This is a genomic window from Streptomyces sp. LaBMicrA B280, from assembly GCF_049222185.1.
Classification (GTDB): Bacteria; Actinomycetota; Actinomycetes; order Streptomycetales; family Streptomycetaceae; genus Streptomyces; species Streptomyces murinus.
This window is the reverse complement of record NZ_JBMJCT010000024.1, coordinates 36,202-61,570: the sequence shown is the minus strand read 5'-3', so window position 1 is coordinate 61,570 and position 25,369 is coordinate 36,202. Positions and strand designations below refer to the sequence as shown.

Here is a 25,369-nt window from a genome sequence, read left to right as displayed (position 1 = left end):
GGGCCGGGAAGATCACGACAGCTACGCTGTGTCGCCGACGGGGCGTCAGTGCTCCGTGCCAACTGGACAGCGGCATACGAGGAATGGGGCGGGAAGCGGCCATGATGGGACCAGCACACTCACTGTCGGGGGCCGCGGCCTGGCTCGGCGTCGGGGCGGCCGCCGCCGCGACCGGGCACCCGATGCCCTGGCCGGTCCTGCTGGTCGGCGCCCTGATCTGCGCGGGCGCCGCGCTCGCACCCGACCTCGACCACAAGGCCGCCACCATCTCGCACGCCTTCGGGCCGATATCGCGCTGGCTCTGCGAGATCGTGGACAAGCTGTCCTACGCCGTCTACAAGGCGACCAGGGAGAAGGGCGACCCGCGCCGCTCCGGCGGCCACCGCACCCTCACGCACACCTGGGTCTGGGCGGTTCTGATCGGCGCGGGCGCCTCGGCGGCGGCGATCACCGGGGGCCGCTGGGCGGTGCTGGCGATCCTGTTCGTGCACATGGTGCTGGCGATCGAGGGCCTGCTGTGGCGCGCGGCCCGGGGCTCCAGCAGCGACATATTGGTCTGGCTGCTGGCGGCGGCCTCCGCCTGGATCCTGGCGGGCGTGCTCGACAAGCCAGGCAATGGCTCGGACTGGCTGTTCACCGAGCCCGGTCAGCAGTACATGTGGCTGGGGCTGCCGATCGTGCTGGGCGCGCTGGTGCACGACATCGGGGACGCGCTGACGGTCTCGGGCTGCCCGATCCTGTGGCCGATCCCGCTGGGCCGCAGGCGCTGGTACCCGGTGGGTCCGCCGAAGGCGATCCGGTTCCGGGCGGGCAGCTGGGTCGAGCTGAAGGTGCTGATGCCCGTGTTCATGGTGCTCGGCGGTGTGGGCTGTGCGGCGGCCCTCAATGTGATCTGAGGCCGGCCCCCGGATCAGGTGGCGTCGCCCGCGTCGGCCTGGCCGTAGCGGCGCTCGAAGCGGGCGATGCGGCCCTCGGTGTCGACCTGCCGGGCCTTGCCGGTGTAGAAGGGGTGGCTCTCCGAGGAGATCTCCACGTCGATCACCGGGTAGGACTCGCCGTCGTCCCAGTCGATGGTCTGCTCGCTCCGCGCGGTGGACCGGGTGAGGAACGCGTAGCCTGCGGCGCGGTCGCGGAAGACCACGGCGTGGTAGTCGGGGTGCTTGTCCTGCTGCATGGCGGCTCCTTGTGCGGGGCGGTCGGGCAGGGCGCGGACGTAACGGCCGGGGCCCGGAGGTCAGCCGGAGACGGAGTCCTCGTCCACGATGTGCATCGCGGCCTCCTCGGCGGAGGCGGCGGCGCCGTCGATGCCGACGTCGCTGGCCACGAGGGCGGCTTCCTCGTCCTCGTGCGCCCCCTCGTCGGGCGCCACCAGGCGGCCGGAGCGCAGATCGCCGACCTCGTTGTCGAGGAGTTCCCCGTCGGTGCCCTCGCAATCGCCGATGCCGTCGCCGTCGGGGACTTCCCGGTCGGGCAACTCCTCGGCCAGGCGCTGGTCCAGGGTCTCGCCCGTTTTCCGCTCGGCCGCGGTCACACCGTCGTGCTCCACCGCCCAGGGGCGCTCCGGAGGCGACCAGCCGCGGTCGAGGGGGTCGTCGACACCGTCGAAGTCCAGAGTGTCCTCGACGTCGAGCACCCCCGAGTCCTCCCGGACCTCCGAGGGATCGGGATCGGGCTGGTAGACGTCGTCCCCCCAGCTGTCGGCGCTGTCCACGACTACCTCCAGGTGGTGAGGACGGCCGGACACCGCCGAAGCGGGCGGCGGGCCGTCGGCACACGCGGCACGGGCGTCGCACGGCGCGAACCGGGAGGTTCCCGGGCGAAACTCGCGCCGGTGCCGTTCTCCAGCCTTCCACTGCTGCTCACCACCGCGCAACGGCACGGGGCCCGGGCAGCCCCCGCGGGGACCGCCCGGGCCGGGCGCTCAGCCGTGCCAGGACCGCCACAGGGCCGCGTACGCGCCGCCCGCCGCGACCAGGTCGTCATGGCTGCCCAGCTCGCTGATCCGGCCGCTCTCCACCACGGCGATCACATCGGCGTCGTGGGCGGTGTGCAGCCGGTGGGCGATGGCGACGACCGTGCGACCGTCCAGGACCTTGGCCAGCGACCGCTCCAGATGACGGGCCGCGCGCGGGTCCAGGAGCGAGGTCGCCTCGTCCAGGACCAGCGTGTGCGGATCGGCCAGCACCAGCCGGGCCAGCGCGATCTGCTGGGCCTGTGCCGGGGTCAGCGTCAGCCCGCCGGATCCGACCTCGGTGTCCAGGCCCTCGTCCAGCGCCCGGGCCCAGCCGTCGGCGTCCACCGCGCCCAGAGCCGCCCACAGCTCCGCGTCGTCGGCGCCGTCGCGGGCCAGCAGGAGGTTGTCCCGCAGGGAGCCGACGAAGACGTGGTGCTCCTGGTTGACCAGGGCGACGTGCGAGCGGACGCGTTCGGCCGGCATCCGGGACAGCTCGGCCCCGCCGAGGGTGATCCGGCCGTCCCGGGGCGCGTAGATCCCGGCGAGCAGTCGGCCCAGGGTGGACTTGCCCGCGCCGGAGGGGCCGACCAGGGCGAGCCGGGTGCCCGGCGCGACCGTGAGGGACACCTCGCGGAGCACGTCGACGCCCTCCCGGTAGCCGAAGCGCACCCGGTCGGCGTGCACGTCCCTCCCCTCGGGCGCCACCGACGCGTCCCCGGCGCCCGGCTCGATCTCCCTGACCCCGACGAGGCGGGCGAGCGACACCTGGGCCACCTGCACCTCGTCGTACCAGCGCAGGATCAGGTTGACCGGGTCGACGAGCATCTGGGCCACGAGCGCGCCCGTGATCAACCGGCCCACGCCGAGCCAGCCGTGCAGGACGAGCGTCCCGCCCACCATCAGGACGGAGCCGAGGACGATGACATGGGTGGCGTTGATGACCGGGAACAGCACGGACCGCAGCCAGAGTGTGTACCTTTCCCACGCGGTCCAGGACTCGATTCGCTGCTCGGACAGGGCGACTCGGCGGGCGCCCAGACGGTGCGCCTCGATGGTGTGGCCCGCGTCCACGGTCTCGGCGAGCGCGGCGGCGACGGCCGCGTACCCGGCGGCCTCGGAGCGGTAGCCGGCGGGCGCCCGCTTGAAGTACCAGCGGCACCCGGCCACCAGCACCGGCACGGCGAGCAGCACGGCGGCTGCGAGCGGCGGCGCGGTCACCACCAGCCCGCCGAGCAGCAGCAGGGCCCATACGACACCGATCGCGAGTTGCGGTACGGCCTCGCGCATGGCGTTGGCGAGACGGTCGATGTCGGTGGTGATGCGGGAGAGCAGGTCGCCGGTGCCGGCCCGTTCCAGCACGCCGGGCGGCAGGCCGACCGAGCGGACGAGGAAGTCCTCGCGCAGGTCGGCGAGCATCCGTTCGCCGAGCATGGCGCCGCGCAGCCGCACCTGCCGGACGAACACCGCCTGTACGGCGAGCGCCAGCAGGAACAGGCCGGTGGTGAGACCGAGACGCAGTTCCCGATTACCGTCCGACAGCCGCTGGACCAGGTCGCCGAGCAGGTAGGGGCCGGCCATGGAGGCGACCACGGCCACCGTGTTCACGGTGATCAGCAGCAGGAACGCCCGGCGGTGGCGGCGGAACAGCTCGGCGATGTAGGCCCGTACGGTCGCGGCCGTGCCGACGGGCAAGGTGGTGGCGGTCGTCGGGGCCGCCGGGTCGTGGGCCGGTGGTGCGACGCCGATCATGCGCTCTCCTCGATCTCCGCCAGCTCGCCGAGGGCGTCCAGCAGCGCGTCCTCGTCGGCGGTGGCCGGTTCGGGTTCCGTCTCCCGTGTCACCACGGCCCGGTACCGGGGCTCGTTCTCGAACAGCTCCCGGTGCGTGCCGGTCGCCATGACCTGGTCCTCGTGGACCAGGACCACCCGGTCGGCGCGGTCCAGGAGCAGCGGCGAGGAGGTGAACACCACCGTCGTGCGCCCCGAGCGCAGTCGGCGCAGTCCGTCGGCGATGCGGGCCTCGGTGTGCGAGTCGACCGCGGAGGTCGGCTCGTCCAGGACCAGTACCTCCGGGTCGGTGACCAGGGACCGGGCCAGGGCGAGCCGTTGGCGCTGGCCGCCGGAGAGGGACCGGCCGCGTTCGGTGATGCGGGCGTCCATCGGGTCGGCGGCGTCCAGGGAACCCTGCACCAGGGCGTCCAGGACGTCCTCGCACCGTGCGGCCGCGAGCGCGTCGGCGGCCGTGACGGCACCGGACGCGGGCACGTCGAGCAGTTCGCGCAGGGTGCCGGAGAGCAGTACCGGGTCCTTGTCCTGGACGAGGACGGCGGTCCGGGCGAGGTCCAGGGGGAGTCCGTCCAGGGGTGTCCCGCCGAGCAGGACCGAGCGGCCCGGTTCCGTCGGGTGGCCGCCGAGCCGTTCCGCGAGCCGGCCGGCCGCGTCCGGGTCGCCGCACACCACCGCGGTGAGTCGGCCGGCCGAAGCGGTCAGCCCGGTGGCGGGGTCGTACAGATCGCCGCGGGGCACCTCCGCCCGGTCGCCGCCCGCCGCTTCGCGAACGTCTCCGCCCGCCGCCGACCGTTCCAACGACAGCACCCGTGCGGCGCGCTTGGCCGACGGGCGGGAGAAGGAGTAGGACATGGCGATCTCTTCGAAGTGCTGCAAGGGATAGCTCAGGACCATCACCGAGCTGTAGACGGTGACCAGTTCACCGACGGCGATATGGCCCCCGCGGACCAGGTGGACGCCGTACCAGACGACCGCGATCAGCAGCAGTCCCGGCAGCAGCACCTGCACGGCCGAGATCAGCGACCACATACGGGCGCTGCGCACGGCCGCGTGGCGTACCTCCTGGGAGGCGTGGCGGTAGCGGTCGAGGAAGAGTTCCTCGCCGCCGATGCCGCGCAGCACCCGCAGTCCGGCGACGGTGTCCGAGGCCAGCTCGGTGGCGCGGCCCGCCTTCTCGCGCTGTACGTCGGCCCGGCGGGTGGCGCGTGGCAGCAGCGGCAGCACGGCGAGGGCCACGACGGGAAGGCCGGCGGCGACGACCGTGCCGAGCGCGGGCTGGTAGAGGAGGAGGCCCACACAGACGACGACCACCGTCACCGCGGCGGCGGTGAAGCGGGACACCGCCTCCACGAACCAGCCGATCTTCTCCACGTCTCCGGTGGACACGGCGACCACCTCACCGGCCGCCACCCGCCGGGTGAGCGCCGAGCCGAGTTCGGCCGCCTTGCGGGCGAGGAGCTGCTGGACGCGGGCGGCGGCGGTGATCCAGTTGGTGACGGCGGCCCGGTGCAGGAAGGTGTCGCCCACCGCGACGGCCGTGCCGCACAGCAGCATCAGAGCACCCGTCAGGGCCAGCCGCTCGCCGGACCGGTCCACGACGGCCTGTACGGCGAAGCCGACGCAGAAGGGCAGCGCGGAGACGCCGACGAAGTGGAGCAGGCCCCAGGCCAGTGCCTTGAGCTGGCCGCCCAGCTGGTTGCGCCAGAGCCACCACAGGAATCGGGGCCCCGAGCGTGCGTCGGGCACACCGGGGTCGGGATAGGGAAGGTCGTGAATCTGCATGACGTCCAGATGGCTCGTGACAGCGTGTCAGGGAACGGCGGCAGCCGGGGGTGGCGGCGGCCAGGGACAAGCCGTGAAAGGGTCGCTTCGCAGAGTCGGGAATTTCAAACGGTTTTCGAGTCAATCGGGCGTCATGTCAGCATGTCCGGGTGCGTATAGACAGTGTGCGGCGCTCGACGCGCTGGGCGGCGGCCCTCGGAACCCTGCTCGTGACGACCCTCTCGGCCTGCGGCACGGCCTCCTCCGGCCCCGCGCCCGGCCGTCACGGCCCGGCCGCGTCGACCGCCTCCGGCTCCGCGCCCGCCCCCGACCCGGTCCGCGTCCCGGGTGTCGGCAGACGTCTGTACGCACGGATACCCGCGCAGTCCCGCCAGGTCGTGGCCGTGTACGGCAAGGGCCGGGAGTCGGCCGAGTCCGAAGTGGTGCTCTACGTACGGCAGGGCGGCGGCTGGCACCAGGAGGGCAGCTGGGCGGCGCACAACGGGCGGCGCGGCTGGACCCTCGACCACCACGAGGACGACAAGCGCAGCCCGGTGGGTGTGTTCACGCTGTCCGCCGCGGGGGGTACGTTCGCCGACCCGGGGAGCAAGCTGCCGTACGACCACGACACCTACGCCTACGCGTCCCCGAAGGAGTGGCCGAAGGCGTATCAGCACGACTTCGGCTACGTCATCGCCATCGACTACAACCGTGTGCCGGGCACCCCGCCGCGCGACGGCGCACGCCCCTTGGGCGCGGCCAAGGGCGGCGGGATCTGGCTCCACCTGGACCACGGGAGCGGCACCTCGGCCTGTGTGAGCATGCCGAAGAGCGCCATGGAGACGCTGCTGCGCACGCTCGACCCGGCCCGGCACCCCGTGGTGGTGATGGGGGACCGGGCGGATCTCGGTGTCTGAGGACCGCGCGGCCGTCAGCTGCCCGTCGAGCCGCCCTGGGGCGCCGAGGACGGGCCCGCCGTGACGGCCGAGCCGATCACGTCCACATCGCTGGAGCGGACGTAGGCGATCCGGTGGTCGAACTGGATCTGGTAGTAGGTCTCGTCGCCCTTGACCACCGGCTCGGGGCTGTCGACGAAGGCCGAGCGCGGCACGAAGGAGCTGTCGATGGTGCCCTCGGTGACGTACCGCTGGCCCGCGCGGAAGTGGTAGGGGAGCGGCGCCTCGGGTTCCTCCTCCATGCCCTCCGGGTAGGCGTCCTCCTCGGGCAGGGCGCGGCCGAAGACCGGGATCTCGTCCAGACCCTCCTTGGGCGTCACCATCTTTCCGGCCGCGCCGACCGCCGTCGCCTGCTTCTGCGGGTTCTTGAACCAGGCCTTGCGGCCCTGATACCAGACCGCCGTCCAGTCGCCGCGGCGCTCGGCGACGGCGAAGGTCTGCCCGGCCGAGGCGCGCGCGCCCAGGTCGTCGACGTCCAGCGTGGAGACCCCGCCGTCCGGGTGGCGGCCCGGGTCCTGGATCAGCGGCGCCTTCTCGTCCGGACGGGTGTACATGCGGACGGCGCTGGAGCCGTGCTTCGGGCACGGCGCCCCGGGCTTGAGGCAGCCCGTGAACTTGGGCGAGTGGGTGGCGTAGTCCGGCAGGATCGTCACCATGTCGCTGTTCGGCCCGGCGGTGGCCTTCAGGGGCGCGCCGAGGAGGTCGAAGTAGTGCCGCCAGTCCCAGAAGGGACCCGGGTCGTCGTGCATGTCGGGGATGGAGTCGCCGGTCGGCGAGGGCACGTTGTCATGACCGAAGATGTGCTGCCGGTCGAGCGGGATGTCGTACTTCTTGGCCAGATAGCGCACCAGGCGGGCCGAGGTCCTGTACATCTGTTCGGTGAACCAGGTGCCCGGCTGCCGAAGGAAGCCCTCGTGCTCGATGCCGATGGAGCGGGCGTTGACGTACTGGTTTCCGGAGTGCCAGGCCTCGTCCTTGGTCTGGACGTGCTGGGTGACATGGCCGTCGCTGGAGCGGATCGAGTAGTGCCAGGACGCCTCGGTCGGGTCCTGGACCGTCTGGAACATGCTCGACAGCTTGGCCTCGGTGTCGTGGATGACGATGTACTCGATCTTCTGGTCGCGCGGCCGGTCGGCGAGGTCGTGGTTGCCGTAGTCGCCGTCGTCGTCGATCTCCTCGTAGGGCGCCGCGAGCCAGTCGCAGGCCACCTCGGTCGGGCACTCCGTTCCCTTGGCGTGCTGGGGCTTCTCGGTGCGGACGGTGTGGGGGCGCACGGAGGGGCTCGCGGGCAGGGAGACGTCCTGGCCCTCGGCGGTGGTGCGGTGGGCGCCCTTGCGGATCACCGAGAAGACGTCGTTCGCGTAGGTCGCGGCCGAGGTGACGTCAGGGGTACCGGGGAAACGTTCCACCGCCTCCCACCAGTCCGCGGGATTGTCGCTCAAGGGCTTGCCCAGCTGCTGCTGGGTGGCCGCCAGCAGGGCGGCGCCGCCGCGCACATTGGCGGTGGCATCGGTACGCAGCCGTCCGGCCGGGGCATCGGTCAGCCGGGCGGCGCGCTGGAGGTCCGCCGGCTTCACGGACCGGCCGGCCAGCACACCGTCCGGCCGTGCGGCGGGCGCCCCCGCCGCCCCCGCGCTGGGCTGGAGCGCGCCACCGCCCTGGACGCCCGGGGTGGGCGAGGCGGCCGGGAACCGGCTGGTGTCCACCAGATGCATCGGTCCATAGCCGCCCGCGACGCTCGGGGAACCCGGGTGGGCGTCCCAGCGGGTCTGCACATAGGACACGCTCATCAGCACACTGCGCGGCACATGGAAGTCGTGGGCGGCATCGGTGAAGGCGACCTGAAGGCGTTGTTCGGGCGCGTCGTCGTCGGTCAGCGGGGTGAGCAGCAGCGGCGCCAGCAGGGCCGCCGATCCGATGGCGCATGCGGTCCGGCGGCACACGCGGCCGTTGGGGACACGTGGGGCGGTGGGTCTTTTCATGGCACGGGTCTCCAAACAAGTTCATCGCGCTCTTCGCAGCCAGGACAAAGGAGTTGCCCCTGACAACCACCCCTTGTACGTTTCCGTGCCCGGCGTGTCCCGTCGCGCCAACCGTCACCGGGGTGGACCAGCGGCCCGGCAGAGGCCACCCGGTCGGCGGCAGCCGCTCCGCTCCGACGGCCCGTCAGCGCGGGTGCCCGTGCGGGACGGTGACGGAGGGCATCCGGGTCAGTCCTCGACCGGGTCGACCCGCCAGTCGGGGTGGCCCGGCATGGGCGGGGTGTGCGGCCCGTAGAGCCAGGCGGTCAGAAAGGGTTTCAGATCCTGTTGCGCGACCTGGGAGGCGAGGTCGATGAAGTCGCGGGTGCCGGCCGCGCGGCCCCGGTAGGTGCTCACCCAGGACTTCTCGACCCGCTCGAAGACCGTGGCGCCGACCTTCTCCCGCAGGGCGTACAGCACCAGGGCCGAGCCGTCGTAGCGCATCACCTTGAACAGTGTGTCGGCGCTCGGCTCGGCGGGCGCGCCGTCGTCGTGGCGCCATTGGTCGTGCTGCTCGTAGGCGTCGCGCATCGCGTCGTCCAGGCCGACGCCGCCGTGCGAGTCGGAGTACAGCCGTTCGTAGAAACGGGCGTGACCCTCGCTCAGCCACAGGTCGGACCAGCGCCGGACGGCGACGCTGTCCCCGGTCCAATGGTGCGTCAGCTCGTGCACGAGATTGCGTTCGGCGTCGACCCGGTCGCCGAGCAGATCGTCCTTCGGTACGACGGACAGCGACTGGGTCTCCAGCGCCACCGGCAGCTCGGTGTCCCCGACCAGCACGCCGTAGCGGCGGAACGGATACGGCCCGAGCCGCTGTTCGAGCCAGGCCAGGTGCTCGGGGGTGAGCGAGCGGTACTCCTCGGTGTCGCCGACCAGGTCGTCCGGGACCACGTCACGGACCGGCAGCCCGCGCGGGCCGGTGCTGTTGACGACACGGAACCTGCCGATCGCCAGCTGGACCAGCTGGGCCGCGATCGGCTGCTCGGAGTCGTAGGTCCGTTCGATACGGCCGCCGGGTCGCGCGGTCGTGTTGACGAGGCGTCCGTTGGCCACCGCGCCAATGTTCGCGGGGGTGGTGACATGAAAGGTGATCGGTGCGCGCAGGCTCGGGTGGTCGTCCGCCGGGAAGATCATCTTGGCGCCGTCGGGCTGGGCGCAGACCACGGTGCCGTCGGGGGTGGGCACCCAGCCGTAGTCCCGGATCGCGTCGTCGCGATGGCGCTGCTGGGTGGGGTCGGCGGTGTAGGCGACATGGACGGTGAAGGCCCGGCCGCGGGGGATCGGCCGGGCCGGGGTGACGACGAGTTCGTCGCCGTCGCGTACCGACCTGGCCGAGGCGCCGTCGACCGTGACCCGGTGCAGCGTGTTGCCCGCGAAGTCGAGGTCGAAGCGGGACAGGGCCTGGGTGGCGACGGCGCTGACGGTGGCGCCCGCCTCGAACGGCGTCCGGGGCGCCCGCCAGTCGAAGTCCAGCGTGTACCGGCGGACCGTGTAGCCGCCGTTCCCGGCGAACGGCATCAGCGGGTCGCCGATACCGGGGGCGCCGGGGGACGGGCGCGCGCCCCCTGCCGGGCCCGAGGCGGCGGCGCGCCCCGGTGCCGAGGCGGCGGCGCGCCCCGGTGCGGCGGCCGGGCCGGGCGCGCGTGCGCCATGGCCTCCGCGCGGGAGCAGGTCGTAGCAGATGGCGGCGCCGGTGAGGGTGAGGGCACTGGCGAGGGCGAGGGCCGTGCGGCGGGGGCGCCTCGTTCCGCGCACCTTCCGTGGCCCCTGGCCCGGGGTCCCCACCGGGCTGCCTGCGGACGTGATCTCCATGAACGCACTATGCCAGCGAGATCCGCTTATAGCACTAAATGTCTGTCAGGGTGACGATGCGCCAGATGTGCCCCCTGGGGCGGTCCCTCCCCTCGACGCCTCATTGCGGCCGGGCCCAACTCCCCGTAGAACACCGCCCATGAGACAACGGATAGTCATGTCCATGCTTGCGACCGCGTTCCTTCTGGTCGGCGCGCTCTTCGGCGCCGGGACCGCGACCGCACGGGCCGCCGACGTCCCCGCCGAGTTCGGCACCGACTGGCACGACCCGGTGACCGCCGCCCCGCCGGTCGCCCGGCCGCACACCAAGTCCTGTCAGGTCACCCTGGCCGACACGCAGTTCCGCGACTTCACTCCCTACCGCGGCGCGTACACCCCGCCCAAGGGCTGCGGCGACCACTGGAGCAAGGTCGTACTCCGTCTGGACGGCACGGTGAAGGGGCGTCAGTACGACCGGCTCGGCTATCTGCACGTCGGCGGTGTCGAGATCCTGCGCACCTCCACCCCGGAGCCCTCGCCGGACGGCATCGCCTGGCACGTCGAGAAGGACGTCACCCGCTACAGCGACACCTTCCGGAGTCCGCGGGACGTCGAGATGCTGATCGGCAACGTGGTCGACGACACCTACACCGGCGTCATCGGCGTCGACGTCACCCTGACGTTCTACGCGGGCAGTCCCGCCGAACGCACCCCCGACCGCGTGCTCACCCTCTCCGACACGCCCGACGGCACGACGCTCACCACGCCGCGCAACAGCGAGCGGATCGTCGCCGAGGTCTACGCGACCGGATCCGGCGGCGGCTGCGAGGAGTTCTGGTACCTGACGGTGGCCGACCCGGCGTCGTACTCCTGCAAGGCCGATCACGGCCCCTACCGTGAGGTGCAGATCAAGGTCGACGGCCGGACGGCGGGCATCGCCGCGCCCTTTCCGAACGTGTGGACCGGCGGCTGGTCCGATCCGTTCCTCTGGTATGTCGTCCCGGCGCCGGGCGCCTTCGACGTCCGGCCCGTCGAATACGACCTGACGCCCTTCGCCGGGCTGCTGGACGACGGCCGCCCGCACCGGGTCGAGGTCTCCGTCGTGGGCGTGCCGGCAGGTCAGGCCGGCTGGAGCACTCCGGTGAACGTGCTGGTCTGGCAGGACGCGCACCGCGACCACCTCACCGGGGCGGTCACCGAGGACACGGTGACCGGTCTGGTCAACTCCTCGACCTACACGCCGGGTTCGGAGAACCGGGTGGACACGAAGGCCGGGCACCGGCTCACCGTCAGCGGGTACCTCGACACCTCTCACGGACGAGTGACCACCACCGTCACCCGGACCCTCGCCGACACCTCCGTCCACCGCTGGACGGACGGCGAGAACACCGACGGACTGGACGCGACCTGGACCGACGACCAGACCGTCGCCACCACCGGGTACGGGCCCGCGCGGTCGGCGCACACGCTGCGGACGTACACCCTCGACGGGGTCACCACCATTGGCTCCGACGACCGGCTGCGTACCGTGCTGACGCTCGGCGATCGCGCGGCGGTGACCGAGCTGCGCGACGGCAGGCGCGCCGCGTGGTCGCGGCTGGACGACACCTACCGCGGCGACGCCTCATACACCCTCGACGCCCCGCGCGAGCAGCGGCACGCGGTCGGCACCTCGGGGGAGCGCTACCGGTTGTACGGCTCGGGCGGCTGCTACGACCACACGCTGGCCACCGCCCAGGGCGCGCTGACGCTGGACCGCAGGGGCTGCTAGGGCCGGACTCCTTCGGCGTGGCGGGTCCGACCGCCGCGCCGAGGGGTCAGCAGGGCTTGGCGGCGTCCCCGTCGACCAGGGTGTCCAGCAGCACGCCGAGCACCTCGCGCTCCTTCCCGGTGAGCGGGGCGAGTATCTCCTCGGCCGCCGAGCGGCGCGCGCCGCGCAGTTCGCGCAGGGTCGCGCGCCCCTCGTCGGTCAGCTCGATCCGGGTCACGCGCCGGTTCGCCGGATCCGCGGCCCGGCGCACCTTGCCGCTCGCCTCCAGCCCGTCGACCAGCGTCGTCACCGCGCGCGGCACCACCTCCAGGCGCTCGGCGAGGTCGGCCATGCGGGGCGGGGAGGGGTAGTGCGCGAGGGTGCGCAGCAATCGGGACTGGGCGGGGGTGACGCCCAGCTCACGCTGTTCCAGATGGCGCTTCTGGATGCGGTGCACCCGGCGGGTGAGCCGCAGCAACTGCTCGGCGAGCAGTCCCTCGGGATCGGGGGTGGTCATGCGGGAACAATATCAGGATGCAGTTCATTGTGAGTATAGGTAACAATGAGCTACGATCCGTTCCGTCATCGTCGGCCGATCCCGGCCGGCGACCGCTCACCTCCGTAGGAGCCCATGCGTCCCGACCGTGAAACCTCCTGGACCCCGCCCGCCGACGCCAAGGACGCGCCCCGGCAGTGGCGGCGGATCCTCAAGCTGTTCCGTCCCTACCGCGGGCGGCTCGCCGTCGTCGGCCTGCTGGTCGGCGCCTCCTCGCTGGTCTCGGTGGCCACACCGTTCCTGCTCAAGGAGATCCTCGACGTCGCCATCCCGCGCGGCCGCACCGGCCTGCTGAGCCTGCTCGCGCTCGGCATGATCCTCAGCGCGGTCCTCTCCAGCGTCTTCGGCGTGCTCCAGACGCTGATCTCGACCACCGTCGGCCAGCGCGTCATGCACGACCTGCGCACCGCCGTCTACGGCCGCCTCCAGCGCATGTCGCTGGCCTTCTTCACCCGCACCCGCACCGGCGAGGTGCAGTCCCGCATCGCCAATGACATCGGCGGCATGCAGGCGACGGTCACCTCCACCGCCACCTCCCTGGTCTCCAACGCCACCAGCGTGGTCGCCACCGTCGTCGCGATGGTCGCCCTGGACTGGCGGCTCACCATCGTCTCGCTGCTCCTGCTGCCGGCCTTCGTCTGGATCAGCCGCCGCGTCGGCAATGAGCGCAAGCGGATCACCACCGAGCGCCAGAAGCAGATGGCCGCGATGGCCGCCACGGTCACCGAGTCCCTCTCGGTCAGCGGCATCCTGCTCGGCCGCACCATGGGCCGCACCGACTCGCTGACCGGCTCCTTCGCCGAGGAGTCCGAGCGGCTGGTCGACCTGGAGGTCCGGTCGAACATGGCCGGGCGCTGGCGGATGGCCGTGATCACCATCGTGATGGCCGCCATGCCCGCTGTCATCTACTGGACGGCGGGTCTAGCCCTCCAGTTCGGCGGTCCCCAGGTGTCACTCGGCACCATCGTCGCCTTCGTCTCGCTCCAGCAGGGCCTGTTCCGCCCGGCCGTGAGCCTGCTGGCCACCGGTGTCCAGATCCAGACCTCCCTCGCGCTCTTCCAGCGCATCTTCGAGTACCTGGACCTGCCGATCGACATCACCGAGCGCCCCCGGCCGGTCCACCTCGACCGGGTCAAGGGCGAAGTCCGCTTCGAGGAGGTCGAGTTCCGCTACGACGACAAGAGCGGCCCCGTCCTCGACGACGTCGATGTCACCGTCCCCGCCGGCGGCAGCCTCGCGATCGTCGGCCCCACCGGCGCGGGCAAGTCCACCCTGGGCTACCTGGTGCCGCGGCTCTACGACGTCACCGGCGGCCGGGTCACCCTCGACGGGGTCGACGTCCGCGACCTGGACTTCGACACCCTCGCCCGCGCGGTCGGCGTGGTCTCGCAGGAGACGTACCTCTTCCACGCCTCCGTCGCCGAGAATCTGCGCTTCGCCAAGCCGGGCGCCACCGACGAGGAACTGCACACGGCGGCCAGGGCGGCGCAGATCCACGAGCACATAGCGGCGCTGCCCGACGGCTACGACACGGTCGTGGGCGAGCGCGGCCACCGCTTCTCCGGCGGCGAGAAGCAGCGCCTCGCCATAGCCCGCACCATCCTGCGCGACCCGCCGGTCCTCATCCTGGACGAGGCGACCAGCGCCCTGGACACCCGGACCGAGGCCGCCGTGCAGGAGGCCATCGACGCCCTCTCGGCGAACCGTACGACGATCACCATCGCCCACCGGCTGTCCACCGTCCGCGACGCCGACCAGATCGTGGTGCTGGACTCCGGGCATGTCGCCGAACGCGGCACGCACGAGGAGCTGCTGGAGCGCGACGGGCGGTACGCCGCCCTGGTGCGCAGGGACGCGCAACTGGAGCCGGCCGGGTGAAAGCGGCGCCCGGGGGCCGAGGGCTCGGCCGGGCGTCCGGGGCCTCGGGTCGAGACGGGCGACTGGGCCGACAAGCTGAATATATGTCGAGTTTGCGGTGGTTCGCGTATTACGGTTCCCGCATGCTGACGCACATTCCGCCACGGAGAAGGACCCGACTGACACGCCGGGGCAGACTCGCTCTCGTCGTGGCCGGCGCCGTCGTCGCCGGCACCGCCGTGGCGGTGCCGCTGCTGACGGTGGCCGATCACCACGAGGCACCCGGGCCCGCCGCGCTCGTCGTCCCGGAGGGCTGGCGCGCGACCCAGGTCTACGACGCGATCGACAAGGCGCTCGCCCTGCCCTCGGGCAGCACCCACACCTCGCTCGGCAAGGCCCGGCTGACGCTTCCCAAGGACGCCGGGGGCAACCCGGAGGGCTATCTCTTCCCGGCCTCCTACCCCCTGCGCAAGGGCGCGACCCCCGAGTCCGTGCTGCGTTCCATGGTGGACACCGCCCACGAGAAGTTCGACGGCGCACCGGTCGCGGCCGGGGCGCAGCGCAACTCGATGAACGTCTACCAGGCCCTCACCATCGCCAGCATCGTCCAGGCCCAGGCCGTGAAGAAGGAGGACATGGGCAAGGTCGCCCGGGTCATCCTCAACCGGCTGGAGCGCGGGATGCCGCTGCAACTGGACTCCACCCTCATCTACGCGCTGGGCCGCGCGCGCACCACCGAGGACGACACCAGGAGCGACAGCCCCTACAACACCTATCAGCGCATGGGCCTGCCGCCGACGCCGATCGGCAATCCCGGTGAGGACGCGATGCGCGCCGCCATCAATCCGACGCCGGGCGACTGGCTGTACTTCGTGACGGTGAAGCCCGGCGACACGCGCTTCACCGCCGACTACGACACACACATGCGCAATGTGGCGGAGTTCAGCTCCGAGCAGCAGCGGGCCGGGCAGCGGACGGACCAGAGCCGGAGCCCGTCACCGAGCCACTCCACGTCACCCTCCGCGACACGGTCCGGCAAGGCAGGCTGAGGCGGCGTCCACCGGTTCACCCACCGACCGGTCCACCCACCGACCGGTTCAACGGGGCGCGGTGGCCCGGCGGTTCGTCATGCGGCGGCCGATCGGTCCCGCGCCAGCAGCCGCCTGATGTCCCGTACGGCCGCGCGACCGGCCCGGTTGGCGCCGATGGTACTGGCCGAGGGGCCGTAGCCGACGAGATGGACCCGGGGGTCGGCCACCGCGCGCGTCCCCTCCATCCGGATCCCGCCGCCCGGCGTGCGCAGCCGCAGCGGGGCGAGATGGCCGAGCGCCGCCCGGAACCCGGTCGCCCACAGGATCACATCGGCGTCCACGCGGCCGCCGTCCCGCCATTCCACGCCGTCGGGGGTGATCCTCTCGAACATCGGCCGCCGGTCCAGGACGCCGTCCGCGAGTCCCCGGCGGATCGCGTCGTTCAGGGGCAGCCCGGTGACCGAGACCACGCTGCGCGGCGGCAGTCCCGCGCGCACCCGTTCCTCCACCAGCGCGACGGCCGCCCGCCCGGCGTCCGCGTCGAACGGGCCCTCCCGGAAGACCGGCGGCCGCCGGGTGACCCAGGTGGTCGCGGCGGCGTACGGGGCGAGTTCCAGCAGATGCTGGGTGCCGGAGGCGCCACCGCCCACGACCACCACCCGCTTCCCGGCGAACTCCTCGGGCCCGGTGTACCGCGCGGTGTGCAACTGCCGCCCGCGGAAGGTCTCCTGGCCCGGGTAGCGGGGCCAGAACGGATGGTCCCAGGTGCCGGTCGCGTTGATCAGCGCACGGGTCGACCAGATGCCGTCGGAGGTCTCCACCAGCAGCCGCCCGCCGTCCCCCTCGCGCACCGCCCGCACCTCCACCGGGCGCCGTACCCGCAGGTCGAAGGCGTGCTCGTACCGGTCGAAGTACGCGCCGATCACCTCGGCCGAGGGGCGCGCGGGATCGGCGCCGGTCAGCTCCATGCCGGGCAGCGCGTGCATCCCGTGCACCTTGCCGTACGTCAGCGAGGGCCAGCGGAACTGCCAGGCGCCACCCGGCGCGGGGGAGCGGTCGAGGACCACGAAGTCGCGGTCCGGCTCGAATCCGGCGCGGCGCACGTGATAGGCGCCGGCCAGTCCTGCCTGACCAGCGCCTACGACGACCACCTCGACCTCACGCAATTCGTTCACGCTTCTACCAACAGCGTGCCGTGCGCGGCTCTTCCCGCCCGCTGTCGTACCCATGCGTCAGGATGGGGACCATGTCAGATGCCTTCACCACCCGAATCCTGAACGTCTCCACCGGTAGCCGGGAACGCGTGGTCGACCTCACCGGGGACTGCGAGGACTTCCTGCGGGAGGCGGCGGCCGGTCGCGACGGCCTGCTGAACATCTTCGTCCCGCACGCCACCGCCGGGATCGCCGTCCTCGAGACCGGCGCCGGCAGCGACGACGACCTCCTCGCCACCCTGCACACCCTGCTCCCGGCCGACGACCGCTGGCAGCACCGCCACGGCAGCCCCGGCCACGGCCGCGACCACGTCCTCCCGGCACTGGTCCCACCGCACGCGACCCTGCCGGTGATCGCCGGCCACCTGGAACTCGGCACCTGGCAGTCGGTGTGCCTGGTGGACACGAACAGGGACAACCCCGACCGGCAGGTGAGGCTGAGTTTCCTGGGCTGAGAGCCCGCCACCGGCGGACCGGGTTCCGCGGGGAGCGGGGCGAGAGGGCTGGACGCGCGGGCCGGGAGGTTCGTCCGGTCGGGTCCGGGTGGTGCATCCCGTCGGGCCCGGTCAGCCTCCGAGGTCGGCGTAGCGCACGACCTGGGCGGCCAGGCCGATGACCACGGCCGTGTCGGCCAGCGAGATCAGAAGCAGCGGCCACGGTGTCGGGCCGAACAGCCAGTAGACGACCAAGGCCGCGAGCGGTGCCCCGCAGAAGGTCAGCAGATCCACGGCGAGCTGGAACCGCTTGCGGGAGCGACGGTGCGTGTCGCCTCGGTGCGCGGATTCCCAGCCGAAGACTTCCGCCCGCTCCCGGCTCAGTTCCTTGAGGCGGGGGGCCAGTTCCTCGCGTATGTACCGGCCCACGGCCGAGATCTTCTCGTCGTTGACCAGGTAGGTCCACCCCAGGATGGTGGACAGCGGAGGGAGCAGCAACAGCATCTCAAGGTGGCCGCTGCGGGCGAGAGTCGAGCCGACGACCGCCGCCATGGTGCCGAGCGTGGCGTAGATGAGGTTGTCCCGGAAGCCGATACGAGCGCGCTGCTCCTCCTTGATCTGCGCGTACTCGGCAAGCAGGAGTTGGCCGGTGTCGATCACTTTATTCATTCTCCAGTCGGGCCAGTCGGGCTTCCAGCTCGCTGAGGCCGATCTTCCTCGCACCGCTACGGAGCCGGGACAACTCGGGTACTTCCAGACGTAGTTGCAGGGCCAGCCGGGAGATGATCTCTTCCGCCTCCCGCCGGGTGACCTGCCGACGCGAGCCGATCCGCCGGTCCAGCAGATGCAGGAGGGCGCGCTTGCGCGGTACCTCCTCCTGGCACCACACGCGGAAGAACCGGTTGCCCGCCATGCGGTAGCCGCCGATACGGGACTCCGGCAACCTCTCCTCGCCGAAGGCGGTGGCGGGCAGCGAGACCGACCAGGTGCCGTCGTCGTCCTGTTCCGGGGCGACCGAGTGGATGCCCTGCTCGCCCAGCCACCTCTGGACGGAACGCAGCAGGCGGTCGTCCGCTCTCCGGTCCAGTTCCTCGTTCTCCTCGTTCTCGAGAGCGGAGACCAGCTGAGGAGTCCGGGTGCAGACAGCGCTGAGTTCCGGATCGTGTGCCGTCCCGGCCTTGGCCTGGCCGTACACCAGAAGGTCTCCCCGTCCGCCGCGCACCAGGTGGACGGGCAGGTACACGACTGTCTCGCTCAGACACTCCAGGGAGTCCAGGGCGACCGGCAGATTGAAGCGGGCCCGGTCCTTGCGCTCCTTGAGGCGGTCCAGGGCCGAGCGATCGAAGCCGGAGGCCGGGGGGAGCGCGGTGAAGCGCGGGTAGTGGTCCTTTCGCTGCACCCGGTCCAGTTCGTCACCGGACAGAAGGGTCACGACATCCTCGTCGTAGTGGTCCCGGGTCAGCGGAGTGCAGCCCAGGGCCTCGAAGTACAGCTTGCGGCGGTCCTGGCGGGTGACCACGTAGCGGATGTCGTCGTCCACGGAGCGCTGCCCGAGGGGCGTCAGGGACAGTCGGCCGCCGAACTCCTCCCGGACATGGCCGATCGTGGTCAGGAAGCGCACGGCCTGGGCGACCAGGGCGCGGTCCAGGGCGAAGAACGCCGCCAGTTCGTCCACGGTGTGCAAGGCGCCGTGGCGCAGTCCGCGTTCCAGGAACCCGTCGATCAGCGAGAAGTCCTCGCCCTCGGTGATGTCGGCCCGGATCTCCACCTGCCAGACCGGCAGGAGCAGGGAGTAGAGCCGGGTGGGCACGATGCCCTGGCCGAAGGCGGCGTCCTCCAGGACTCGCTCTTCAGGGAAGTTCATCAACCGGGGCGCAGTCGTCATGCCCGGCCCCTTTCGGAAGAGACGTCGGCGGCTTTGGCCAGGTCCGGGACGGCTTCGCCGAGCGCGGCCATGACGTCCTGGTAGGCCCGCAGGTCGCCGCGGTCCCGCAGATGCTCGTACAGGTCACCGATGAGCACCCGGAAGCCGGGATCGTCCGCGCGCATCAGGGTGCTCAGGTCGCCCACCAGGACCAGCTGGCTCTTGGCGCGGGTGAAGGCGACGTTGGCACGGCGCAGCTCCCTGAGGAAGCCGATCCTGCCTTCGGGGTTGCTGCGCGTGAAGCCGTACAGGACGACGTCGCGCTCCCCGCCCTGATACGAGTCGACGCTGCCGACCGAGGCGTCGGCGAGCTGGGAGTCACCGATCAGCCGGGTCAGCCGGCGGACGACCTCCAGACGCTGCGCGAGGTAGGGGACGATCACCACCCATTCGGAACCCCGGCGGTGGTAGAAGGCGGCGAGCCTGGCCAGCAGGCGTGCCTCACAGGCGTTGGAGGCGCCCTTGCGGGCGCGGCCCTCGGGGCCGCGCCCGCCCGACTCGCGGCGTTCCCGGTCCGGCAGGTCGGAGGTGTCCACGAAGGCCATCGGGCTGGAGAACAGGGGGTCCATGTGCCGGTGGTCCTTCTCGGTGAGCAGCTCTCCCCGGTAGAAGGCGGCCGAGATGAAGTCGGCGATCTCGGCGGGCATCCGGCGCTGCCGGGTCAGCTGCACCACGTGCGAGGAGGGCAGTCCGGCACGCAGCCGCTCCAAGGCGCTGCGGGACATCAGCCGGACGAGCTCCGGGTCACCGATGCCTTGCGCCCAGTCGTCCACCTCGGGGTCGCTGAAGGGCGGCAGTTGCCGGTCGTCACCGACCAGGACGCCGCGGCGGACCCGGGTCAGCGGCACCAGCGTGTCCGCGATGCCGATCTGGCCGGCCTCGTCGACGATGCCCAGGTCGAACTCGACTCCGGACAGTTCGGGGCGGGACGCCGCGCCGATGCAGGTGGCGCCGACCACCTGGGCGTAGCGGACGAGTTCGGGTACCAGCTGGCCCGGGTCCTGGCCGATGGCGGCCTGCCACCGCCGGGTGAGTTCCTGGCGTTGGGAGAGGACCGGCAGCCACCGCGTCAACTGCCCGTGCAGGGTGTGCAGTGCGGCCGGCGCGTCGGCCGGATCAGCCGGGCGAACGGCGACGGGCGGGTCCGGCACGGCCCTGCCGAGCGCGTGGACGGCCATGTCGGCGGCCTCGTAGGCGGACTGAACTCCCTTGCCGAGATGCCGTTCCACCACCAGGTACGTGTCCCGGGCCGCCTTGACGGTGGCGTCCTCGTGGCGCGCGCGTTCCTCCTCGGCGCTCGCGGCCTCGGCCTGTCGGCGCAGGCTGAGGCCGAGCGCGTCGAGCCGCCCCGTCTCGGCCCGCACCGCGGTGAGTTCCTTCTCCCGGCGCCGGGCCCGGTAGCGGTGCAGCCAGCCCGTGAAAAAGGCGTCGGAACGTTGTCGCGCGGACCGCGCCTTCTCCTCCAGCCGTGCGGCGCGTCCGGTGAGCGACCCCAGGGCGGTCATCCGTTCGTCCTCCTGGCCCCGGAGGTCTGACAGCTTTTCCCGGGCCGGTGCGGTCGCCATGTCGGTCGCCTCGCGCAGCCGCCGGGCCGCGGTCCTCTCCTCCTCGGCCAGGTCGTCGACCTGCTGGAGGCGAACGGCGAATTCGTCCGTCCACGGTTCCGCGGCCGCTGCCTCCTGGTACGCCCGGGCGCGCTGGACCATGGTGTGCCGGATCTCCTCGGACAGGCTCTCCGACTGCTCCTCCAGAAGCAGCGGTCTGACGTCGGCGTGCACCTTGCTCTCGTCCCCGACCCGGATCACCACCAGATCCCGGGGCAGTCGGGCCAGTACGTTGTCCACGGCGCGGTTGGTGTGGGAGGTGACGAGCACCCGGCAGCTGTCGGCGGTGGCCGCCGTCGCGGCGGTGTGGGCGATCTCCGTGATGGTCCGGGTCTTGCCGGTGCCGGGCGGCCCGAGCACCACCAGCAGATCCTGCGTGGTCAGCGCTTTGCGGAACGCGTCGAGCTGTTCGGGATCGAGGTCCTCGTGCGGCTCGGCGGTGCTGCGGGGGATCGGGGTCACCTGGTGCTCGACCACGGCCGACAGGAGGCCCGAGTTCCTGGTGTCCCCGTTGCGGAGGCTTGCCACGGCCTGCCGCTGCTTGTTGAAGATCACGCTGCTGGGGATGAGTTCCAGGGCGGCGCGTGGCGGCAGCCGGTCCCATGACACGGGCTGGTCGAAGCGGACAGTGACGCGCCCCTCGGCCGCCCGGCTCACCTTCCCGCGGGTATCGCTGTCACCCTGGATGCGGACGAAGGCGCCGGCCGGCGGGAACTCCGGTCCGATGAGCTGGAATTCGTAGACGGACTGCGGACCGCTGCCGCGCTTGCCACCGGTGGCCGTGAGGCGCTGGTACGGGAAGGGCGCGGCCCGGCGGTCCTCCCGGGTGGTGATCTCCTCGGTCGCGTCGATCAGCCGGTCCACGGTGTCGAGGAACCGCGACTGCGCCTCGCTGACGGCAGGGGCGGCCCGCCGCGGTGCCCGTTCCCGGCCGAGATGCTGCCAGGCGTCCTCGATGGCCGCCCACTGGGCGTCCGCGTGCTCGGGTACGGCCCGCAGCTCGAACACCATCTGCCAGGCGGGCGGTCGCACCAGGAGACAGGACCTGGCGAGGCGCGCGTGGTCGGCCAGTCGCAGCGGATCGATGTGCCGGACGAAGTAGCCGGTGCCCCGCTTCGTGGCTTCGAGGCGCAACCGGTACGTCCGTGTGTACACCAGCAGGGACGCGTTGTACTTGCCGTTGGCCGGGCTGACGCTGACGGCGGCGCCCCCGGTGAGCTGGTTCAGGTCATGGACGATCTGCGGGACGTCGGACGGCAGCCCCGCGCTGGACCCGGCCTTCGCCCGGAGCTGGTTGTCCAGGTCGGTCCAGGGGACGAGCACCAGTGGGGCGTTCAAGCTGATGGTGTTGACGGACATCGATGACGCTCCTCAGCGCCGGGGCGGCGGGACGGACGCCAGCTCGCGCGCCGCGGCGAGCAGGGCGAGACGGAGCGCACGGGCGGACGGGCGGGCCCCCGGATCCTCCTGCAGAGCGTCGGCGACCGCGCGGACAAGGCGGTCCGGGACCGCGGCCGATCCGCGATAGGGAGGCCATCCGGGCTCGGGGGCCCGGCCGGTCAGCGCGAGGTGCAGCAGCGCGCCCACCTGGTAGACGTCGGTGGCGGGCCCGGGACGGACGGCGGATCCGTGCCGCTGCTCGGGCGCCTGGAAGGGCCCCGGGTTCTCGCCCAGGCGGGGCGGCACGGTGGCGAGGCCGAAGTCGCGCAGCACCGTGCCCGGCCGGTGCAGCACGACCGCGGTCGGCCGGAGCGCCCGGTGCGAGACTCCCGCGCCGCTCAGCCGCTCAAGAACGTGTGCCACTTCGGCGAGGGCCTGCACGACGGACCACAGGCGCAGCGGGTCCGCCGGTGCCGCCGACGCGGGCAGCAGTTCGTGCAGGGTCTCCAGCGGGTTGCCGCGCTTCGGGTCACCGGGCCAGGCCAGAGCGAGCGTCGCGGTGTTCCCGCTGCGGGACAGCTGGAGGACGGTGGGGCCCTGGAGGCGTCGGCACAGCTTCGCCTCCTCTTCGAGCGCGGTCAGGGCACGACCGCGGTCCGGCTCGAATTCCTCGACCTGGCGCAGCCAGGCGTAGGTGCCGCGGGTGCTGCCGTCGGACATCACACGGGCCAGTGCCTGGCGGCGCAGCACATCGCCGTGCCGTGACTCCTGCAGGAGGTCTCCGGGACCGCCGTACAGCAGGTACTCCTGCTCCCCGACCCTGACGACAGGACGGCTGTCCCAGGACGCGGGGCCGGGGGAGCGGTCAGGGGCGGACACCACGACGGGGGCCGGTACCGGAGGCCGCTTTGGTGCCGGTCGTCCGGCGGGGCGCAGATCGCGCAGCACCCGCAGGGCGAAGGCGGCGGCATGCCGCGCGGCGGTTTCCTGGGAGCCCGCGGCGTCGTACGCGGCCTTGTCCTGGTCGGCGGAGTCACTGATGCCGCGGATGAACAGGGCCCGCACCCCCTGCTTCATCCCGACCGCGTGGGCGACGCCGTGGCTCTCCATGTCGATGGCCACGGCGTCGTTGTAGTGCCGGTGGATCCGGCGTCCCGTCTCGGAGTCACGGAAGCCGAGCAGTACGTCACCCGAGGCGATCGGCTCGAAATGAACCTGGGGCGGCGTGCCGGTGGATCCGGCCTCCCGAGCGAGGAAGGACCAGGGTTCGTTGCGTCTGGCCGAGCGCACCAACTGATCCATTTCGTACGGCGGTTGCCAGACGTCGGGCCGGGCGGCGAACCCGTCCGCGCTCTCGCGTCCGCCGTGATGGCTGTAGACCTTCCTGGCGACGACGACATCACCGAGACGGACATTGTCCTTGAGCCCACCGGCGACGCCCACGAAGAGCACGACCTCGGCGTCGAAGTACGCGATGGCGGACTGAGTGACCAGGGCCGCACGGGTGTTGGTCGGGCCCATCTCCGCCAGCGCCACCTCCCAGCCGAGGCCGGGTATGCGGCCCCTGTCGAAGACGGTGCCCTGAGGCTCCCGGTCCTCGTGGACGTCCGTCATGTGCCGGCGTACCGCCTCGTACTCGACCTGCAAGGCGGTGAGCACGACCACGGTGGGCCGCCGCCCCCTCGATCCCCCCAAGAAAGACCCTCACCTTCACAGAACTCCGGGACTTCACCGAATCCCGAGGCTTCCCAGAACCCCAGACCGGGCCCCATGACTCCCTGAGGGTGGTCCCGCACGGGATAGGGGGCGACGCGGAGGATCACCTTAGCCCGGGTTCCCCCGAGGGGTATGGCGATCGGCTTATCGGGCCGATGGGCAGCCCGTGCTCGCTCATCTCCGTCGTGGGGCGAACAAATGCTCAATCACGTACGGTGTGGTGGACGCAGCAAGCCGGGCTCGCCGCGACAGAAGTGGTTGCGCAGTACGCGGCAGCCCCGGTCCGTCCAGGCCGGGAGAGGAAGCATGAGAATACGCGTCCGGCAGCGGCCCAGGAGCCGCCGCACAGCCCTGCGCGCCGGGGTTCCGCTGACCACTCTGGCGCTCGCCGTCGCCGGTTGCGGGGCATCGGTCACACCCGGGGCGACCACGACCTCCCTCCGCGACACCGCCGCGACCCAGGGCACACCGACCCCGGGCACCGCGAGCCCCACGCCGAGCCCCACCGGCACCGGTACCGCGCAGACCACCCCGATGGCGACCGCCACCACCTGCACCGACCGGACCCTGGCCGGTATGACCACGGCTCAGCGGGTCGGACAGCTCTTCATGGGCGGCATCAACGCGGCCAAACCGGACCAGGCCCAGCTGCGCATCCTGCGGGACAACCACGTGGGCTCCGTCATGCTGACCGGCCGCAGCTCCGCCGGTACGGCGGCGACCCGGAAGGTCGTCGACGGCTTCCGGGGCCAGGCGGACCGGGTCGACGGCAAGCAGGTCGGCCTGCTGGTGGCGACGGACCAGGAGGGCGGCAAGGTACAGGTGCTCAACGGCCCTGGCTTCTCGGCCATGCCCAACGGAGTGACCCAGGGCAAGAAGTCGACCACGATGCTGCGTGCCGAGGCCGCCATGTGGGCCCAGCAGCTCAAGCGGGCCGGGGTCGATCTGAACCTGGCGCCGGTCGCCGACGTGGTCCCCGCCTCGCTGGGCACCCGCAACATCCCCATCGGCTCCTTCCAGCGCGAGTACGGCAACACCCCGGGCCCCGTGACCTCCCACACCGGTGCCTTCGCCGCGGGCTTCAAGCAGTCGGGCGTGATGACCACGCTCAAGCACTTCCCCGGGCTGGGCCAGGTGATCGGCAACACCGACACCACCGCCAACGTCGTGGACTCGGTGACGACCGGCACCAGTGCGAGCCTCGACCCGTTCAAGGCCGGGATCCAGGCCGGTTCGCCCTTCGTGATGGTCTCGTCGGCCACCTACAACAAGATCGACGCCCAGCACATCGCGGCCTTCTCGCCGACGGTCATCGGCCAACTGCTGCGCGGCCAGATGGGCTTCAAGGGCGTGGTCATCTCGGACGACATCGGCAACGCGGTCGCCGTACGGTCCTTCACCCCCGCCCAGCGGGCGCTGAACTTCACCTCGGCCGGTGGCGACATGATCCTCACGGTGCGACCGGATGTCATACCCGCGATGGCGCAGGCCGTCCAGACCAAGATGGGGCAGGACGCCTCCTACCGGGCCAAGATCGACGACAGCGTGCGCCGGATACTCGACGCCAAGCACAACGCGGGCCTGCTCCAGTGCAGTTGAGCGCAGTTGAGGATCTGAGGCCCTGAGGCCCGGG

At 71.9% G+C, this 25,369-nt stretch carries 19 protein-coding genes; 7 read left to right on the top strand and 12 right to left on the bottom strand.

Annotated elements, in window-relative coordinates; genetic code table 11:
• Positions 1-101: 101 nt before the first annotated feature.
• The gene (locus tag ACLF5H_RS22065) at positions 102-896 is read left to right on the top strand and encodes a metal-dependent hydrolase (protein ID WP_421677747.1); all 795 of its coding nucleotides are present in this window, start codon (positions 102-104) and stop codon (positions 894-896) included.
• A 14-nt stretch (positions 897-910) separates the two neighbouring features.
• Here ACLF5H_RS22065 and ACLF5H_RS22060 read toward each other — a convergent pair whose 3' ends face one another.
• The 4 genes from ACLF5H_RS22060 to ACLF5H_RS22045 form a co-directional block, all read right to left on the bottom strand.
• Complete coding sequence (locus tag ACLF5H_RS22060; protein WP_421677746.1) at positions 911-1,174, bottom strand: type B 50S ribosomal protein L31; 264 nt, start codon at positions 1,172-1,174, stop codon at positions 911-913.
• A gap of 60 nt (positions 1,175-1,234) precedes the next feature.
• On the bottom strand, positions 1,235-1,711 hold the full coding sequence (locus ACLF5H_RS22055; protein ID WP_421677745.1) for a DUF5709 domain-containing protein: 477 nt from the start codon (positions 1,709-1,711) through the stop codon (positions 1,235-1,237).
• 210 nt (positions 1,712-1,921) lie between these two features.
• Entirely contained in the window at positions 1,922-3,703 is a 1,782-nt protein-coding gene (locus ACLF5H_RS22050) for an ABC transporter ATP-binding protein (protein ID WP_421677744.1), read from the bottom strand.
• Positions 3,700-5,523, bottom strand: coding sequence for an ABC transporter transmembrane domain-containing protein (locus ACLF5H_RS22045; protein WP_421677743.1), 1,824 nt, complete (start codon positions 5,521-5,523; stop codon positions 3,700-3,702). Before ACLF5H_RS22045 ends, ACLF5H_RS22050 begins: the two co-directional genes overlap by 4 nt.
• A gap of 149 nt (positions 5,524-5,672) precedes the next feature.
• Here ACLF5H_RS22045 and ACLF5H_RS22040 point away from each other — a divergent pair, with 149 nt between their 5' ends.
• Positions 5,673-6,419 carry a L,D-transpeptidase family protein gene (locus tag ACLF5H_RS22040; protein WP_421677742.1) on the top strand — a complete coding sequence of 249 codons (747 nt, stop codon included), beginning with the start codon at positions 5,673-5,675 and terminating at the stop codon, positions 6,417-6,419.
• A 14-nt stretch (positions 6,420-6,433) separates the two neighbouring features.
• On the opposite strand, the gene ACLF5H_RS22035 is transcribed toward ACLF5H_RS22040, so the two are convergent.
• The gene (locus ACLF5H_RS22035; RefSeq protein WP_421677741.1) at positions 6,434-8,440 is read right to left on the bottom strand and encodes an N-acetylmuramoyl-L-alanine amidase; all 2,007 of its coding nucleotides are present in this window, start codon (positions 8,438-8,440) and stop codon (positions 6,434-6,436) included.
• Between the two features lie 228 nt (positions 8,441-8,668).
• Positions 8,669-10,291 (bottom strand): M1 family metallopeptidase, encoded by a 1,623-nt coding sequence (locus ACLF5H_RS22030; protein ID WP_421677740.1) that lies wholly within the window; start codon positions 10,289-10,291, stop codon positions 8,669-8,671.
• Between the two features lie 139 nt (positions 10,292-10,430).
• Here ACLF5H_RS22030 and ACLF5H_RS22025 point away from each other — a divergent pair, with 139 nt between their 5' ends.
• The gene (locus ACLF5H_RS22025) at positions 10,431-12,041 is read left to right on the top strand and encodes a peptide-N4-asparagine amidase (protein WP_421677739.1); all 1,611 of its coding nucleotides are present in this window, start codon (positions 10,431-10,433) and stop codon (positions 12,039-12,041) included.
• A 46-nt stretch (positions 12,042-12,087) separates the two neighbouring features.
• On the opposite strand, the gene ACLF5H_RS22020 is transcribed toward ACLF5H_RS22025, so the two are convergent.
• Positions 12,088-12,537, bottom strand: a complete 450-nt coding sequence (locus ACLF5H_RS22020; protein WP_421677738.1) for a MarR family winged helix-turn-helix transcriptional regulator — start codon at positions 12,535-12,537, stop codon at positions 12,088-12,090.
• Between the two features lie 114 nt (positions 12,538-12,651).
• On the opposite strand from ACLF5H_RS22020, the gene ACLF5H_RS22015 reads away from it, so the two are divergent.
• On the top strand, positions 12,652-14,454 hold the full coding sequence (locus ACLF5H_RS22015; RefSeq protein WP_421677737.1) for an ABC transporter ATP-binding protein: 1,803 nt from the start codon (positions 12,652-12,654) through the stop codon (positions 14,452-14,454).
• A gap of 122 nt (positions 14,455-14,576) precedes the next feature.
• Positions 14,577-15,482 (top strand): endolytic transglycosylase MltG, encoded by a 906-nt coding sequence (gene mltG, locus ACLF5H_RS22010; protein WP_421677736.1) that lies wholly within the window; start codon positions 14,577-14,579, stop codon positions 15,480-15,482.
• Positions 15,483-15,559: 77 nt separating this feature from the next.
• On the opposite strand, the gene ACLF5H_RS22005 is transcribed toward mltG, so the two are convergent.
• A complete protein-coding gene (locus ACLF5H_RS22005) occupies positions 15,560-16,639 on the bottom strand; it encodes an NAD(P)-binding domain-containing protein (RefSeq protein ID WP_421677735.1) in 1,080 nt (359 codons plus the stop codon).
• 71 nt (positions 16,640-16,710) lie between these two features.
• Here ACLF5H_RS22005 and ACLF5H_RS22000 point away from each other — a divergent pair, with 71 nt between their 5' ends.
• Positions 16,711-17,133: a YjbQ family protein gene (locus tag ACLF5H_RS22000; RefSeq protein ID WP_421677734.1), complete on the top strand. Its 423-nt coding sequence runs from the start codon at positions 16,711-16,713 to the stop codon at positions 17,131-17,133.
• A gap of 111 nt (positions 17,134-17,244) precedes the next feature.
• Here ACLF5H_RS22000 and ACLF5H_RS21995 read toward each other — a convergent pair whose 3' ends face one another.
• Genes ACLF5H_RS21995 through ACLF5H_RS21980 form a run of 4 tightly spaced genes read right to left on the bottom strand, consistent with a single transcriptional unit; the run spans position 17,245 to position 23,715 of the window.
• The gene (locus ACLF5H_RS21995) at positions 17,245-17,772 is read right to left on the bottom strand and encodes a hypothetical protein (protein WP_421677733.1); all 528 of its coding nucleotides are present in this window, start codon (positions 17,770-17,772) and stop codon (positions 17,245-17,247) included.
• A gap of 1 nt (position 17,773) precedes the next feature.
• Positions 17,774-18,997 carry a hypothetical protein gene (locus ACLF5H_RS21990; protein WP_421677732.1) on the bottom strand — a complete coding sequence of 408 codons (1,224 nt, stop codon included), beginning with the start codon at positions 18,995-18,997 and terminating at the stop codon, positions 17,774-17,776.
• Positions 18,994-21,999, bottom strand: coding sequence for a DEAD/DEAH box helicase (locus ACLF5H_RS21985; protein WP_421677731.1), 3,006 nt, complete (start codon positions 21,997-21,999; stop codon positions 18,994-18,996). The genes ACLF5H_RS21990 and ACLF5H_RS21985 overlap by 4 nt, the downstream gene beginning before the upstream one ends.
• 12 nt (positions 22,000-22,011) lie before the next feature.
• The gene (locus tag ACLF5H_RS21980) at positions 22,012-23,715 is read right to left on the bottom strand and encodes a hypothetical protein (protein WP_421677730.1); all 1,704 of its coding nucleotides are present in this window, start codon (positions 23,713-23,715) and stop codon (positions 22,012-22,014) included.
• Between the two features lie 327 nt (positions 23,716-24,042).
• On the opposite strand from ACLF5H_RS21980, the gene ACLF5H_RS21975 reads away from it, so the two are divergent.
• Positions 24,043-25,335, top strand: coding sequence for a glycoside hydrolase family 3 N-terminal domain-containing protein (locus ACLF5H_RS21975; RefSeq protein WP_421677729.1), 1,293 nt, complete (start codon positions 24,043-24,045; stop codon positions 25,333-25,335).
• Positions 25,336-25,369 lie beyond the last annotated feature (34 nt).

Bases quoted from the DNA above. Each gene is read 5' to 3' on its own strand.
- ACLF5H_RS22065 (WP_421677747.1), top strand. From the start codon at position 102: ATGATGGGACCAGCACACTCACTGTCGGGGGCCGCGGCCTGGCTCGGC.
- ACLF5H_RS22060 (WP_421677746.1), bottom strand. From the start codon at position 1,174: ATGCAGCAGGACAAGCACCCCGACTACCACGCCGTGGTCTTCCGCGAC.
- ACLF5H_RS22050 (WP_421677744.1), bottom strand. From the start codon at position 3,703: ATGATCGGCGTCGCACCACCGGCCCACGACCCGGCGGCCCCGACGACC.
- ACLF5H_RS22045 (WP_421677743.1), bottom strand. From the start codon at position 5,523: ATGCAGATTCACGACCTTCCCTATCCCGACCCCGGTGTGCCCGACGCA.
- ACLF5H_RS22035 (WP_421677741.1), bottom strand. From the start codon at position 8,440: ATGAAAAGACCCACCGCCCCACGTGTCCCCAACGGCCGCGTGTGCCGC.
- ACLF5H_RS22030 (WP_421677740.1), bottom strand. From the start codon at position 10,291: ATGGAGATCACGTCCGCAGGCAGCCCGGTGGGGACCCCGGGCCAGGGG.
- ACLF5H_RS22025 (WP_421677739.1), top strand. From the start codon at position 10,431: ATGAGACAACGGATAGTCATGTCCATGCTTGCGACCGCGTTCCTTCTG.
- ACLF5H_RS22020 (WP_421677738.1), bottom strand. From the start codon at position 12,537: ATGACCACCCCCGATCCCGAGGGACTGCTCGCCGAGCAGTTGCTGCGG.
- ACLF5H_RS22015 (WP_421677737.1), top strand. From the start codon at position 12,652: ATGCGTCCCGACCGTGAAACCTCCTGGACCCCGCCCGCCGACGCCAAG.
- mltG (WP_421677736.1), top strand. From the start codon at position 14,577: ATGCTGACGCACATTCCGCCACGGAGAAGGACCCGACTGACACGCCGG.
- ACLF5H_RS22000 (WP_421677734.1), top strand. From the start codon at position 16,711: ATGTCAGATGCCTTCACCACCCGAATCCTGAACGTCTCCACCGGTAGC.
- ACLF5H_RS21990 (WP_421677732.1), bottom strand. From the start codon at position 18,997: ATGACGACTGCGCCCCGGTTGATGAACTTCCCTGAAGAGCGAGTCCTG.
- ACLF5H_RS21985 (WP_421677731.1), bottom strand. From the start codon at position 21,999: ATGTCCGTCAACACCATCAGCTTGAACGCCCCACTGGTGCTCGTCCCC.
- ACLF5H_RS21975 (WP_421677729.1), top strand. From the start codon at position 24,043: ATGAGAATACGCGTCCGGCAGCGGCCCAGGAGCCGCCGCACAGCCCTG.